The organism is Parvibaculum sp. (assembly GCF_049651025.1).
Taxonomy (GTDB): domain Bacteria; phylum Pseudomonadota; class Alphaproteobacteria; order Parvibaculales; family Parvibaculaceae; genus Parvibaculum.
In genome coordinates this window covers 1-14657 of record NZ_JBASBH010000112.1, presented here as the reverse complement: position 1 = coordinate 14657, position 14657 = coordinate 1, and the positions used below count along the sequence as shown (strand labels likewise).

The 14657-nt window shown below is 62.2% G+C and carries 11 protein-coding genes; 6 read left to right on the top strand and 5 right to left on the bottom strand.

Features of this window, described 5'->3' with window-relative positions; translation table 11 throughout:
* The 6 genes from dnaA to WA943_RS14980 form a co-directional block, all read left to right on the top strand.
* Positions 1-1089: chromosomal replication initiator protein DnaA (gene dnaA, locus WA943_RS15005; protein ID WP_424470704.1), on the top strand; the 1089-nt coding region annotated here is incomplete at its 5' end.
* A gap of 384 nt (positions 1090-1473) precedes the next feature.
* Positions 1474-2592: a DNA polymerase III subunit beta gene (gene dnaN, locus WA943_RS15000; RefSeq protein WP_424470703.1), complete on the top strand. Its 1119-nt coding sequence runs from the start codon at positions 1474-1476 to the stop codon at positions 2590-2592.
* 44 nt (positions 2593-2636) lie between these two features.
* On the top strand, positions 2637-3821 hold the full coding sequence (gene recF, locus WA943_RS14995; RefSeq protein ID WP_424470702.1) for a DNA replication/repair protein RecF: 1185 nt from the start codon (positions 2637-2639) through the stop codon (positions 3819-3821).
* An 11-nt stretch (positions 3822-3832) separates the two neighbouring features.
* Positions 3833-4423 (top strand): ATP-dependent Clp protease proteolytic subunit, encoded by a 591-nt coding sequence (locus tag WA943_RS14990; protein ID WP_424470701.1) that lies wholly within the window; start codon positions 3833-3835, stop codon positions 4421-4423.
* 50 nt (positions 4424-4473) lie between these two features.
* Positions 4474-6915: a DNA topoisomerase (ATP-hydrolyzing) subunit B gene (gene gyrB / locus WA943_RS14985; protein ID WP_424470700.1), complete on the top strand. Its 2442-nt coding sequence runs from the start codon at positions 4474-4476 to the stop codon at positions 6913-6915.
* A gap of 283 nt (positions 6916-7198) precedes the next feature.
* The gene (locus tag WA943_RS14980; protein ID WP_424470699.1) at positions 7199-9571 is read left to right on the top strand and encodes a transglycosylase domain-containing protein; all 2373 of its coding nucleotides are present in this window, start codon (positions 7199-7201) and stop codon (positions 9569-9571) included.
* Here WA943_RS14980 and WA943_RS14975 read toward each other — a convergent pair.
* The 5 genes from WA943_RS14975 to WA943_RS14955 all read right to left on the bottom strand — a co-directional run.
* On the bottom strand, positions 9543-9749 hold the full coding sequence (locus WA943_RS14975; protein WP_424470698.1) for a hypothetical protein: 207 nt from the start codon (positions 9747-9749) through the stop codon (positions 9543-9545). The genes WA943_RS14980 and WA943_RS14975 overlap by 29 nt on opposite strands.
* The gene (locus WA943_RS14970) at positions 9749-10537 is read right to left on the bottom strand and encodes a M48 family metallopeptidase (protein WP_424470697.1); all 789 of its coding nucleotides are present in this window, start codon (positions 10535-10537) and stop codon (positions 9749-9751) included. Before WA943_RS14970 ends, WA943_RS14975 begins: the two co-directional genes overlap by 1 nt.
* 237 nt (positions 10538-10774) lie before the next feature.
* A complete protein-coding gene (locus WA943_RS14965; protein WP_424470696.1) occupies positions 10775-12010 on the bottom strand; it encodes a polyhydroxyalkanoate depolymerase in 1236 nt (411 codons plus the stop codon).
* 179 nt (positions 12011-12189) lie between these two features.
* Positions 12190-13878 (bottom strand): 2-isopropylmalate synthase, encoded by a 1689-nt coding sequence (leuA, locus tag WA943_RS14960; RefSeq protein WP_424470695.1) that lies wholly within the window; start codon positions 13876-13878, stop codon positions 12190-12192.
* Positions 13879-14257: 379 nt separating this feature from the next.
* The coding region (locus tag WA943_RS14955) for an SCO family protein (RefSeq protein ID WP_424470694.1) at positions 14258-14657 on the bottom strand (400 nt) is incomplete at its 5' end.

The window sequence follows — 14657 nt, the reverse complement described above, 5'->3', positions numbered from 1 at the left end:
CGCGAGGCCGTGCCGCCGGGTTTTGAGGATGCAGGCGTCGGCGCACCGCTCGATCCGCGTTTCACCTTTGATGCTTTCGTCGTCGGAAAATCGAACGAGCTGGCGCATGCCGCAGCGCGCCGCGTGGCCGAGGCGACAGACGTGTCTTTCAACCCGCTGTTCCTTTATGGCGGCGTGGGCCTTGGCAAGACGCATCTTATGCACGCCATTGCCTGGGAGATCCGTCGCCGCCAGCCCGAGCGCAAGGTGCTTTACCTCTCGGCCGAGAAGTTCATGTACCAGTTCGTGCGGGCGCTGCGCTTCAAGGACACGATGGCCTTCAAGCAACAGTTCCGCACTGTTGACGTGTTGATGATCGACGACGTGCAGTTCATCTCCGGCAAGGAGTCGACGCAGGAAGAATTCTTCCACACCTTCAACGCGTTGATCGATCACAACCGGCAGGTCATTATCTCCGCCGACCGCTCGCCTTCCGATCTCGAAGGCATAGAGGAGCGTATCCGCTCGCGCCTCGGCTGGGGTCTCGCTGCCGATATTCATCCGACCGATTACGAATTGCGTCTCGGCATTCTGCAGGCGAAAGCCGAAGAGATGCTTGGCCGCAACGGTCCGATCATCATGCCGGCAGGTGTGCTCGAATTTCTTGCTCACCGCATCGTCTCGAACGTGCGTGAGCTTGAAGGCGCGCTCAAGCGCGTCGTCGCCTACGCCTCGCTGGTTGGCCGTCCCATCACGCTCGAAATGAGCCAGGACGTGTTGCGCGATCTTCTGCGCTGCAACGACCGCAAGGTGACGATCGAGGAAATTCAGCGCCGCGTCGCCGAATACTACAACGTCCGTCTCGCCGACATGCTTTCGGCGCGCCGCGCCCGCGCGGTGGCGCGTCCGCGCCAGGTCGCGATGTGGCTGTCCAAGCAGCTCACCACACGGTCCCTGCCCGAAATCGGGCGCAAGTTCGGCGGCCGCGACCACACCACGGTCATCCATGCGGTGCGCAAGATCGACGAGTTGCGCCAGGCCGATTCCGGCATGGACGAGGATGTCGACCTGCTTCGCCGGATGCTCGAAGGCGGCAACGGCTCGAACTGAGGCCGGGGGCCTGCAGGGGGCGAAATCGCCCCCTCAAAACCTCTGCCGAATCAGCCCTTTATGGGGCTTCCGCCGGCACTTCCATGATGCTGAAAAACGTGCAACGCGCGGACGATCTGCTATACTCGGCGGGATGATTTTCTGTGGAATTCCGGCAGTCGCCGGGGCGTCTCCGAGCCGGGCTTTCAAAGCGCCCGTCGGGCCGTCTTCCGACCCCCATGTTTCGCGGGTTCGAACAGGATTGGACGCCTCAGCCGCCTTGGCCCGGAGCGCGCGCCGTCCTCGAGAACAGGCCAGACCTCTGGGAGATGCCGGGCGCAAGCCTGCGGGGAATTGAGCGTCCATGAGCGGCAGAATGTCCAAACGGGGGACTGAAGAGAGACCATGAAGATCACCATCGAACGGGGCGCACTCCTCAAGTCTCTCAATCACGTGCAATCAGTCGTCGAACGGCGCAACACCATCCCAATTCTCTCCAATGTGCTGATCCGCGCGGCGGACGGGCAATTGAGCCTCACCGCGACCGATCTCGACATCGAGGTGGTGGAGGCGATCGACGCCGACGTGGCGCAGCCGGGCGGCACCACCGCTTCCGCGCATACGCTTTACGACATTGTGAGGAAGCTGCCCGAAGGCGCGCAGGTCGAGCTTTCGACGGGCGCCGACGAAGGCCGGCTCCAGCTCACCGCCGGGCGCTCGCGCTTTGCCTTGCAGGCGCTGCCGCAGGAAGATTTCCCGGCCATGGCGGCGGGACAATTGCCGCATCGTTTCGAGCTGCCTGCAGAAGCCATGCGCCGCCTTATCGACAAGACGCGCTTTGCGATCTCGACCGAAGAGACGCGCTACTATCTGAACGGCATCTATCTCCACGCTGTCGAGAACGGCAAGACGACCGCGCTGCGCGCCGTGGCCACAGACGGCCATCGCCTCGCTCAGGTCGATCACGAACTGCCCCAGGGCGCGTCCGGCATGCCCGGTGTCATCGTGCCGCGCAAGACGGTCGTGGAATTGCAGAAGCTTCTGGAAGGCAATGCGGGCACGATTCTGGTCGGCGTCTCGGAAACCAAGATCCGCTTCGAGTTTGCAGGCGTCGTGCTGACCTCCAAGCTGATCGACGGAACCTTTCCCGATTACGGCCGGGTTATCCCCGCCGACAACGACAAGATCATGCAGGTCGACGGCAAGCGCTTTGCCGAGGCCGTCGATCGCGTCTCGACCATCTCGACGGAGAAGTCGCGCGCGGTGAAGCTCAACCTGGACGAAGGCAAGCTGACGCTTTCGGTCACCAATCCCGATTCCGGCAGCGCCACCGAAGAACTTTCGGTGTCCTATAGCAGCGCGCCCATCGAGATCGGCTTCAATGCGCGTTACCTGCTCGACATTACAGGACAGCTCGACGGCGCCGAGGCGACTTTCGCACTGGCCGACAGTGGTTCGCCGACGCTCGTGCGCGACAGCGACGACGACAAGGCGATCTACGTGCTGATGCCGATGCGCGTGTGAGTAAAAAGGCGCTAAATTTGGCCCGAACGGGTGAGATGCTCGCAATGGATGTGGATAGAGGCGTTCCGGTGATGGCCGGGGCAGGGCTTCCGCGTACCCGCCTCTCCCGTCTCGTCGTCACCGATTTCCGCTCCTATGTCCGCACGGAACTGGCGCTTGACGGGCGGCCCGTCGCCTTTGTCGGCGAGAACGGTGCTGGCAAGACAAACCTGCTCGAAGCGATCTCGCTGCTTTCGCCGGGCCGGGGATTGCGCGGCGCGGCCTATGCCGAAGTTGCGCGCGATAGCGGCGCAGGCGGCTGGGCGGTTGCGGCCACGCTGGAAACGGAAACGGGGCCTGTGCGTATCGGCACCGGCATCGAGCCGGTGACGGAAGCGCAGAGAAGCGTGGGCATTCGCTCGCGCGCCGTCAGGATCGATGGCGCAGCCGCGTCGAGTTCCGGCGCGCTGGCGCAGCTTCTGCGCATCGTCTGGCTGACGCCTGCAATGGACCGCCTCTTTCTCGAAGGCGCTTCGGAGCGGCGGCGCTTTTTCGATCGGCTGGTGATGGGGTTCGACCCCTCGCATGGAACGCGCGTCAATGCCTATGAGCGCGCGTTGCGCGAACGAAATCGCCTTCTTGCCGATGAGGTGATCGATGCAAGCTGGCTTGGCGGCGTCGAGGATCAGATGGCCGAGCATGGGGTCGCCGTTGCGGCTGCCCGCATCGAGACGCTGGCGCGACTGAGAGGCGCGATAGACGCGGCGAGCGATACGCATTTTCCGCGCGCCGCAATTGCGCTGGAAGGCGAGCTTGAGGCGGCGCTGGGCAATACGCCCGCTGTCGATGTCGAGGAGGCGTTTCGCAAGCGCCTTGCGCAAATGCGCGGACGCGACGCCGCCGCAGGGCGCACGCTGGACGGCCCGCACCGCATGGACCTCATCGTGCGTCATGTGGCGAAGGATCGCGAAGCGCGGCTTTGCTCCACGGGCGAACAGAAGGCGCTGCTGATCGGCATCGTGCTTGCCAATGCGCGCCTGCTTGCGACGCGCGGCGAGCCGCCGCTGCTGCTGCTGGATGAGATCGCGGCGCATCTTGACGAGGCGCGCCGCCGCGCTCTCTTCGACGAAATTCTCGGCCTGAACCTTCAGGCCTTCATGACGGGAACGGACCCCGTCCTCTTCGCGAGCCTCGGCGCTCGTGCCCAGACATTTCGCATTGCGCGCGGCGCTGTGCTGCAAACCGCTTGAGGCATTCAAAAATGAGAAACGATAACGACGACGCTCCCGCCTTGCCGAAGATCGACTTCAACCCGCTGGTCGAAGCGAGCCTCTTCAAGTCGCGCACCATTCTGATCACGGGCGAAATCAACGACCGCGTTGCGCGCGGCGTGACGGAACGCCTGCTCGCCATGGCGGCGGAATCCGACGATCCGGTAACGCTCGTCATCTCCTCGCCCGGCGGTCACGTGGAATCCGGCGACATGATCCATGACGTCGCAAAATTCATCAAACCGCGCGTCCGCGTTCTCGGCACGGGTTGGGTCGCAAGCGCCGGTGCGCTGATCTATATGACGGCGGAAAAGCAGGATCGCTATTGCCTGCCCAACACCCGCTTCCTGCTTCATGAACCGCGCGGCGGCATCGGCGGTTCGGCGAGCGAAATCGACATTCAGGCACGCGAAGTGCTGAAGATGCGTGAACGCCTCAATCGCATTTTCGCCGAGGCGACAGGCCAGACTTACGAAAAAATCGTCGCCGACACGCATCGCGACTATTGGCTGAATGCCGAAGAGGCGCTGGCCTATGGCATCGCCGGCAAGATCATCCGTTCCGCAGCCGAGATCGTCTGACTATCTGAACGACGACCCTCACCTGCCCGAAGACACTTAGGAAAAACTTCATGTCCACTCAAGCCGAGAACCCGGAAGAATATGGCGCCGATCAGATCAAGGTCCTCAAGGGCCTCGATGCGGTGCGCAAGCGCCCGGGCATGTATATCGGCGATACCGATGACGGCTCCGGTCTTCATCACATGGTCTATGAAGTCGTCGACAATGCGGTCGACGAGGCGCTGGCCGGTCACGCCGACGTGGTGTCCGTGCGCCTCAATCCCGATGGCTCCGTCACAGTGAACGATAACGGCCGCGGCATCCCGACCGACATTCACAAGAGCGAGGGCGTGTCGGCGGCTGAAGTCATCATGACCCAGCTCCATGCGGGCGGTAAGTTCGACCAGAATTCCTACAAGGTCTCGGGCGGCCTTCACGGCGTCGGCGTGTCGGTCGTCAACGCCTTGTCCGATTGGCTGGAACTGCGCATCTGGCGCGGCGGCCAGGAACACAAGATGCGCTTTGAGCATGGCGTGCCGGTCGCGCCGCTGGCGACCATCGGCGCGGTGAGCAATGACGAGAGGGGCAGGCCCCGCACGGGCACGGAAATCACGTTCCACCCTTCGACGGAAACTTTCACCAAGACCGAATTTGATTTCGGCACGCTCGAGCATCGCTTGCGCGAACTCGCCTTCCTCAATTCAGGCGTCAAGATCGCGTTGACCGATGCGCGCGGCGTCGAGCCGAAATCCGTCAATCTGATGTATGAGGGCGGCCTTGCCGAATTCGTGCGTTTCCTCGATCGCACCAAGTCACCGCTGATTACATCGCCGATCTATCTGAAGGCGGAACGCGACGGCATCACGACCGAACTCGCAATGTGGTGGAACGACAGCTACCACGAGAACATGCTCTGCTTCACAAACAACATTCCGCAGCGCGACGGCGGCACGCATCTGGCGGGTTTCCGCGCGGCGCTGACACGCGTCATCAATAATTATGCGAGCGAGAGCGGCATCGCGAAGCGCGAAAAGGTCGCGCTGACCGGCGACGATGCGCGCGAAGGGCTCACCTGCGTTCTTTCGGTCAAGGTTCCCGATCCGAAATTTTCCTCGCAGACCAAAGACAAGCTCGTTTCCTCGGAAGTGCGACCCGTTGTCGAAAGCCTCGTCAACGAGGCCCTGTCTTCCTGGTTTGAGGAACATCCGGCGGATGCAAAAACCGTCGTCGGCAAGGTTGTGGAAGCGGCCGCCGCGCGCGAAGCTGCGCGCAAGGCGCGCGAACTGACGCGCCGCAAGGGTGCGCTCGACATTTCAAGCCTGCCCGGCAAGCTCGCCGACTGTCAGGAACGCGATCCGGCGAAATCTGAAATCTTCATCGTCGAGGGCGACAGCGCCGGCGGCTCTGCAAAGCAGGCGCGTGATCGTTCCAATCAGGCGGTGCTGCCGCTTCGCGGCAAGATCCTCAATGTCGAACGCGCGCGTTTCGACAAGATGTTGTCGTCCAATGAAATCGGCACGCTCATCACGGCGCTCGGAACGGGCATAGGCCGCGACGATTTCAACATTGAGAAACTGCGCTACCACAAGATCATCATCATGACCGACGCCGACGTCGACGGCGCTCACATTCGGACCCTGTTGCTGACCTTCTTCTATCGCCAGATGCCGCAAATCATCGAGCGCGGTCACCTCTATATCGCCCAGCCGCCGCTCTACAAGGTGCGGCGCGGTTCGTCGGAAACCTATCTGAAGAACGAACGCGCGCTGGAAGATTATCTCGTCTCGACCGGCCTTGAGGACATGGTGCTGACGCTGCATGACGGCACGCAGCGTTCCGGCCAGGACCTGCGCGAAATCGTCGAAAAGGCGCGCGGCTTTCGCGCCATCCTGCGCAGCCTGCCGCCCAAATATCCCCATTTCGTCATCGAGCAGGCGGCGATTGCCGGCTCGCTCGATCCCAAGGCGCTGGAAGAAGCCGACAAGGCGGTCAAGGCCGCAGCCTCGATCGCGCGTCGTCTCGACTTGTTGTCGGACGAGACCGAGCGCGGCTGGAGCGGCGTTGTGACGCCCGATGGCGGCCTCACTTTCCATCGCGATGTGCGCGGTGTGCATGAGACCGTGACCATCGACGCGCCGCTGATCGACAGTGCGGATGCACGGCGTCTCAATGCAGCCGCGGAACATCTGCAGGAGGTTTATGCGACCGCCGCAACGCTGCGCCGGAAGGACGATGTGCACGCCATCCGCTCGCCCTCGCAGCTTCTCGATGCGGTCTTTGCGGCTGGTTCCAAGGGCGTCGCGATGCAGCGCTACAAGGGACTGGGCGAGATGAACCCCGAACAGCTTTGGGAAACGACGCTCGACCGCGAAGTGCGCTCGCTCCTTCAGGTCAAGGTTCGCGAGCTTGACGAGGCCGATGATCTTTTCGTCAAGCTCATGGGCGACGTCGTCGAGCCGCGTCGTGACTTCATCCGCGAGAACGCGCTGAACGTGGCGAATCTGGACATCTGATACGGGTAAATTCGGGCGCGGGTGGAGCGCGCCGATCGTGGCGTTTGTATCTCCTTAACCATGTTTCACTAGCGTGTCCGGGGCGTGCCGGACGCCGCGTTGCACCTTATTTTGGCCAGTTTTCTCGCTTCTAAAGCCCCCGTCGCTGCCCGGCGGTTTGGTGGCGGCCGGTCCGACTGGTAATTTGACGCTTCAAATTTCGCGCAAGGCTCATATGGCATCCCGAAGAGACAGGCGCAGCCCCGGAGGCGGGGACCCGGACGGGAACACCGATGGGGATTGGGTGACGCGTCGCCTGGCCGGTCTTGGCCCCGTGCGCCTCGGCGTCGATGCAAATGCGCCCGACAAGTCGGGCACGTCGCGCAAGGCCGAGAAATCGCCATCGCGCTTTCCCCGTTTTGGCGGCAAGCCGAAGCCGAAAGCGCCGGTCAGACCCGCAAACAAGAAGAAGCTCATCGCCAAGGGCATCGTGCTGCGTGCCGATGCCGCGACGCGCTCGGTTCCGCCCCTGTCGTCGCTCGACGATGAGGGTGATGAAATGGTGACGCAGGCGGCGTCGAGACGCGAACCGCCCAAACGCGATCCGAAACTTCGCAGCAAGCCGCAGCCCCGCATCGGCGCCCGTACGGATATGCGCATGGAGCCGCGCCCGCCGTCGCGCGGTCCGGGGCGACGCAAGAAGAAATCATCGGGCGGGGGATTCTTCGGAAGGGCGGTCTATTGGGCGACGGTATGTTGCCTCTGGGTCGCCATCGCAATCGGCGGTCTGCTTTTCTATTACGCGATGACCTTGCCCGACACGTCCGGCTTATGGGACGTCACGCATGCGCCTTCGCTCTCGATCCTCGCCGCCGATGGCGAGACGTTGAGCCATCGCGGCGATCTCCTTGGCGGCATGGTGACGACCGCTGAAATGCCCGCTTACCTGCCGCAAGCTGTCGTGGCGACGGAAGATCAGCGCTTCTATTGGCATTTCGGCGTCGATCCCATCGGCCTTGCCCGCGCTGCCTATCAGAACTACCGCGCGGGCGGCATCGTGCAGGGCGGCTCCACGATCACGCAGCAATTGGCGAAAAACGTTTTCCTGAAGCCCGACCGGACTTTCAGCCGCAAGATTCAGGAAATGCTGCTCGCGATCTGGCTGGAGGCGCGATACTCGAAAGAGCAGATCCTGACGCTCTATATGAATCGCGTTTATTTTGGCGGCGGCGCTTACGGCGTCGAAGGCGCGTCGGAACGCTTCTTCAAGAAGACGGTGCGCGAACTGTCCCTGCCGGAAGCCGCCATGCTTGCGGGCCTCCTCAAGGCGCCGTCGCATTATTCACCGACCAACGACATCTCTCGCGCGCGCAACCGCGCCGCCATCGTGCTCGATAACATGCAGCGCGAAGGCTACATCACGGCGGTCGATGCGCGTTATGCGATGGCGCATCCCGCTTCGCTGGAAGGCTATTCGGCGTCGGGCTCCATAAATTATTTCGTCGACTGGGTGGCGGACGTGCTGCCCGGTTTCACCGGCGAGCCAAATACCGATCTCATCGTGCGCACGACGATCGACCCGCAGATGCAGCGCGCCGCTGAAGAAATTGTTGCGAAGGCTCTGGCGGGCGAGGGCGCGAAGCTCGGCGTGACGCAGGCGGCTGTCGTTGCGATGACGCCTGACGGCTCCGTGCGCGCAATGGTAGGCGGGCGCTCCTATGCGCAAAGCCAGTTCAATCGCGCCGTGCAGGCGCTTCGCCAGCCGGGCTCCGCCTTCAAGCCTTTCGTTTATCTCGCCGCCATGGAGCGCGGCCTGACGCCCGAGACGGTACGCACCGACCGTCCGATCAGCTATGGCGGCTGGGCGCCGTCGAATTATGCCGGGCGCTTTGAAGGCGCGATGACGCTTCACCGCGCGCTGGCTGGTTCCGTCAATACGATTGCCGTGCAGGTCGCGCAGGAAGTCGGCATTCGTAATGTCATCCGCACGGCGCAGAAGATGGGCATTCAGGAAAACCTGCCTGCAAATCTTTCTCTGGCGCTCGGCACCTGCGACCTCAATCTGCTGGAACTCACCGCCGCCTATGCTGCCTTTGCCAATGGCGGTTACGGCGTCATTCCCCATGGCATCGACGAAGTGCATGCGCGCGACGGCACCGAAGTCTATCGCCGTCAGGGCTCTGGCCTTGGCCGCGTGATGAGCGAGCAGGCGCTGGGCGAGATGAACTACATGCTGAAGGGCGTGATGACGGAGGGCACCGGCCGCAGGGCCGCGCTTTCCGACCGCCAGTCGGCAGGCAAGACCGGCACGAGCCAGGATTTCCGCGACGCCTGGTTCATCGGCTATACCGCAAATCTTGTCGTCGGCGTCTGGGTCGGCAATGACAATCGCGCACCGATGAAGAAGGTGACGGGCGGCGGCTTGCCCGCAACGATCTGGCACGACTTCATGGAACGTACGCAGACGAATGTGCCCGTGACCGAATTGCCGGGCCGCTATCCGCTTTATGAAGCGCCGCCGGTTGCGGTCAATGAGGTGCCGCAGAGCGAAGCGACCGTCGAGCCGGAGCGCAGGCGCGACTGGGAAGAGCCGGGTTTCTTTGAGCGTCTTTTCGGTTCCGCATCGCGCGACGATCGCCCCTCGACCATCAGGCCCGGTGCGCCCGGTTACCGCTGAGCCGTGCCGCGCCGATCAGGAAGACGCTGAGCGTCATCTGGACTGCGCCGGTGTCGGCGCCGAAGGCCCGCTGGATGGCGGGCAGCGACGGCAGATACATGTCGGTTGAAAGAGGCCCGAGGGCCGTCAGCGCACTGAGAAATATCGTGAAGCCGACCGTGCCGGTCTTGAGCCGCATTACGCCTCGTCGTTAGTGCCGAAGGGATCGGCACCATAGCGATGAAGCCCCGGCCCGTGAACCTCAAGCCAGGTTTTTGCCGTCTCGTAAGCAGGCAAGGCGCTTGCGACCAGATTCCAGAAGCGCGGCCCGTGGTTCATGTGCCTGAGATGGGCGACCTCATGCGCGGCCACATAGTCGAGCACATGGGGCGGGGCCATGATGAGACGCCAGGAAAAAGACAGCGCCCGCGTTGCCGAACAAGAGCCCCAGCGGCTCGTCTGGTCGCGCAGCGTGATGCGCGCAGGCCGAACCTCGAAAGCCTGCGCATAGGCAAGCGTGCGTTCGCCAAGCTCCTCGCGCGCCTGCGCTCGGAGCCAGTCGGTGACGCGGCGTTGCAGGAAGGAGATGTGCCCCGTCACGCAGATTTCAGGCAGGCCGCCCGTATCCGCCGCTCTTGTGCGCCAGACGGGGCCGCGTCCCTCCGCTTCGGCGCGCCGTGTGCCGACATGGCGGATGATGTGCTCGCGCCCGCGGAAAGGAATATGCGCGCCGTTTTTGAAAGGAACCGGCGGCTGCACATGCTCGAGCCGTTCGGCAATCCATTCGCGCTGCTCATGGGCAAAGAGCAGCGCCTTTGCCATGCCGCGTCGTGACGGCGACGTGACCTGCACGGAACCGGCAGCAAGATCGATGCGCACGATGATGCGCCGCGCCCTTGGATTGTGAAGCGCGGTGATCGGGACAGTGCGTCCATCTATGTCGAGATAGTCGATATGCAGTGAGGCTGGTTTGGCTCGTTTGGGCATGGGATGGCGAACTCTCTTCACCGATCGGATATGCGAAACGGCGCCCGCCGCGTGGCGGCCGCCGAGGTGACTGTTCCAGACGATCCCGAATTTACAAGGCAGGGACGAAGCGGAAGGTCAGGGACGAATCATACTGAGCATGACACGATTTTGTATCGTCTACGCGAGGCATGAATAGGGCCGAGAGAGAATTCGTTACCTGTGGCAGCAACGCCACCGGCCTGCGGCTTCGGCGCGTCAGGCGTGCTTTGCCATAAAGGCACGGACGCGCGGCGCGATTTCTTCCTTCCAGCGCGAACCGTTGAAGACGCCATAATGGCCGACGCCCGGCTGTTCCCAATGCTCATGCTTTGCAGCAGCAAGTCCGCTTGCGAGCTTGTGCGCCGCCTTGGTCTGGCCGACGCCTGAAATATCGTCCTTCTCGCCCTCGACCGTCATCAACGCCGTCTGGGTAATGGCCTCGGGCCTGACGGGCCGCCCCCTATGCGTAAGCTCGCCCTTGGGGAGCGCATGGCGGACGAAAACGAGGTCGACCGTCTGGAGGTAGAACTCCGCCGTCATGTCCATGACGGAGAGATATTCGTCATAGAACTCCCGGTGCTTCTGGGCGCTGTCGCCGTCACCCTCGACCATATGGTCGAAATAATTCCAGTGAGCGTCCATATGCTTGTCGAGGTTCATGGCCATGAAGCCTGAAAGCTGCACGAAGCCGGGATAGACCCGCCGCATCACGCCCTTGTGCGGAAAGGGAACCGTGGTGATGACATGGCGTTCGTACCACTCGGTGCCACGCTCGGTTGCAAGCCGGTTGACCTCGGTCGGGCTTTCGCGCGTGTCGATCGGCCCGCCCATCAGGGTCATGCTTTTGGGAGCGAGCGGGTCCTTGTCTTCGTTCATCAGCGATACGGCGGTGAAAACCGGGACGGAAGGCTGGCAGACGGCGAGAACGTGAAGGTCGGGCCCAAGCTCGTGCATCATCTCGATGAGGTAATCGACATAATCCTCAAGATCGAAGCGCCCTTCGGCCAGCGATACGGAGCGGGCGTCCGTCCAGTCGGTGATGGTCACATCGCAATAGGGCAGCATCGCCTCGACGGTGCCGCGAAGCAGCGTCGCGTAATGCCCCGAAAGCGGCGCGACGATGAGAAGCTTCGGCTGTTTGGAGAGGCTGTCATGAGCGGAGGGCTCGCGCTCGAAATGGATCAGGCGGCCAAAGGGCTTTTCCCATATGACGCGTTCCACGACCGGCACCGGGCGTCCGTCGATCACCGTCTCGTCCAGCCCGAATTTCGGCTTGCCGTAGCGCCGCGTCACACTCTCGAAAACGTCGAAGGCGGCGGCCATGGTCTTGGCGCCAATCGTTTCGGCAAATGGGTTGAGGGGGTGACGCAGGGCCCAGAGACTAAATTCGGCAGCGTTGCGCCAGGGCGTGACGACTGCGTGGTTCAATTCATAAAGCTGGTAAAGGGTCATCGGGCAACCTTGCTGTCAGCGCATCTTGCTGCGTTGCAACATTATATAGGAAGCCGCGCCGCGTCCCACCATAATCGTCATTGCACCTGTGTGAGCCAGGCTGAGAAGGCTGACCTCCCAAAAACGGAAAAGGCCGGAAGGCATTGCCCTCCGGCCCCGAATTCCGCCGTTTTCCGGCTCTATTTGGCGCCGAAAAGCGTTTTCTGCTCCGATGCGCCGTAGCGCCGGGCAGCACGATTTGCTGCGCTGATCACGGCCTTGAAGGAGGCGGTGATGATATTGGGGTCGATTCCGACGCCGTAAATATCGCCCGGCTTGCCCGTTTCGGCCACTTCGACAAAGGCGACGGCCTTCGCGTCCGCGCCGCTGCCGAGCGAGTGCTCCTCATATTGGCGCACCTGAACCGGCACCCCGAGCGCCTGCATCAGCGCATCGATGGGTCCGTTGCCAAGACCCGTCAGCGTCTCCTCGACGCCGAAGCGCCGTATACGGAGCGTGACGCCCTGACGGCCATTCTCATCGAAGAGAGTATGGCTGACATATTCGAGCGGCGAGGTGAGCTTCAGATACTCATTCTCGAAAATGCTCCATATGTCGGCAGCCGAAACTTCCTTGCCGGTATCGTCCGTCACCTTCTGCACGACGGAGGAAAACTCCACCTGCAGGCGGCGGGGCAATACGAGCCCGTATTCGGCTTCCAGCAGATAGGAGATACCGCCTTTGCCCGACTGGCTGTTGACGCGAATGATCGATTCGTAGGTGCGGCCGAGATCCGCCGGATCGACCGGCAGGTAGGGCACTTCCCAGATATCGCCTTCCTTGCGCGCGGCAAAGCCCTTCTTGATCGCATCCTGATGCGAGCCGGAAAAGGCCGTGAAGACGAGATCGCCGACATAAGGGTGACGCGGATGCGTCGGCAATTGCGTGCAATATTCGACCGTGCGCGCCATCTCGTTGATCTGCGAGAAGTCGAGACCCGGATCGATACCTTGCGAATAGAGATTGAGCGCCAGCGTCACCAGATCGACATTGCCCGTGCGCTCGCCATTGCTGAGCAGGCAACCTTCGATGCGATCTGCACCCGCCATGAAGCCGAGCTCGGCGGCGGCAACCGCTGTGCCACGGTCATTATGCGGATGCAGGCTCAGAATGATGCCGTCGCGACGTTTGAGGTTGCGATGCATCCATTCGATCTGATCGGCATAGACGTTCGGCGTCGCCATCTCGACGGTGGCGGGCAGGTTGACGATCATCTTGTTGTCGGGTCGCGCATCCCAGATCTCGCTGACCGCATCGACGACTTCTTTGGCGAAGTCGAGTTCGGTCGCCGAGAAAACCTCCGGGCTGTACTGGAAGCGCCAGTCGGTCTTGGGCTGTCGCGCCGCAATGTCCTTGATCAGCCGCGCGCTTTCGGTTGCGATCGACTTCACGCCCTGCTTGCCGAGGCCGAACACCGTCTCGCGAAAGGCGGGCGCGGTGGCGTTATAGAGATGCACGATGGCGCTTTTGGCATCGACCAGCGATTCCATCGTCCGCTCGATCAGCTGGTCGCGCGCCTGCGTCAGCACTTCAAGCCGCACATCGTCGGGAATGCGGTTTTCCTCGATCAGCTTGCGGATGAAATCGAAATCGGTCTGCGACGCTGAGGGGAAACCGGCTTCGATTTCCTTGAAGCCGATCTTCACGAGCAGGTCCCACATGCGCAGCTTGCGGTCGGCATTCATCGGCTCGAACAGCGATTGATTGCCGTCGCGCAGATCGGTGCTCATCCAGATCGGTGCGTGGGTGATGACCTTGTTCGGCCACTGGCGATCAGTGAGCGGAATGGGCGGAAAGGGGCGGTACTTGCTCGAAGGGTTCTTCAACATGATGCTTGTCTCCTGAAATGACGGGATGTGGCGGAGACGTGTCTGAAAAACACGAGGCGGCCGGACTGCCACGGGCGCGAGGTCCGGCAGCCGGTCTTAAGTCGCAGCGTCTGAATAATGGTCGGTTTCATCTGGCGGTCACTTCGGACAGGCACCACGCGAAGAGGGCTCGCTGGCGCGGCGGAAATGAAGATCGGTGGTTCCGGGTGAGGTAGATCAATGTTCTGCGCTCAGGCGCAGAGAAGCTCGAGCTCAAGAGAGAGCTTGCGAAGAAGCGCAAGAGTGGCGGCTTTCTGATCCATAAAAGCGAAAATAGAGGCCGACACTCCGGGCGTCAAGCATTGCAATAGGCCAGCTTCCCTTCCCTTTAACGTCTGCGTCACATGAAGCTCCCGATTTTTTCGGCCATCAACTCCGGGCTCGTTGCGGGCGGAAAGAAGACCAGAAACTTTCCCTCGCGGTCCATGAGATAGACGATCGAGGAGTGATCCATCGTGTAATCGGCGGAACTCCCTTCGTCTTTGACCTTTTGATAGAAGACGCGATAGGCCTTGGCGGCGGCTGCGATCTGCTCCGGCGTTCCCGTGAGGCCGATCAGGCGCGGGTCAAACTGCTTCACATATTTTGCGAGGACTTGCGACGTGTCGCGCTCGGGATCGACGGTGATGAAGATCGGCTGCACGTCGGCGGCTTTGGGCCCCAGTTTCTCCAATGCGCCGGACATGACCTGCAATTCGGTCGGGCAGACGTCGGGGCAAAAGGTGAAGCCGAAATAGATC

Coding starts and splice junctions, on each gene's coding strand:
- WA943_RS14970 (WP_424470697.1), bottom strand. CDS start 10,537: ATGCCCAAACGAGCCAAACCAGCCTCACTGCATATCGACTATCTCGAC.
- WA943_RS14965 (WP_424470696.1), bottom strand. CDS start 12,010: ATGACCCTTTACCAGCTTTATGAATTGAACCACGCAGTCGTCACGCCC.
- gyrB (WP_424470700.1), top strand. CDS start 4,474: ATGTCCACTCAAGCCGAGAACCCGGAAGAATATGGCGCCGATCAGATC.
- dnaN (WP_424470703.1), top strand. CDS start 1,474: ATGAAGATCACCATCGAACGGGGCGCACTCCTCAAGTCTCTCAATCAC.
- WA943_RS14990 (WP_424470701.1), top strand. CDS start 3,833: ATGAGAAACGATAACGACGACGCTCCCGCCTTGCCGAAGATCGACTTC.
- leuA (WP_424470695.1), bottom strand. CDS start 13,878: ATGTTGAAGAACCCTTCGAGCAAGTACCGCCCCTTTCCGCCCATTCCG.
- recF (WP_424470702.1), top strand. CDS start 2,637: ATGGATGTGGATAGAGGCGTTCCGGTGATGGCCGGGGCAGGGCTTCCG.
- WA943_RS14975 (WP_424470698.1), bottom strand. CDS start 9,749: ATGCGGCTCAAGACCGGCACGGTCGGCTTCACGATATTTCTCAGTGCG.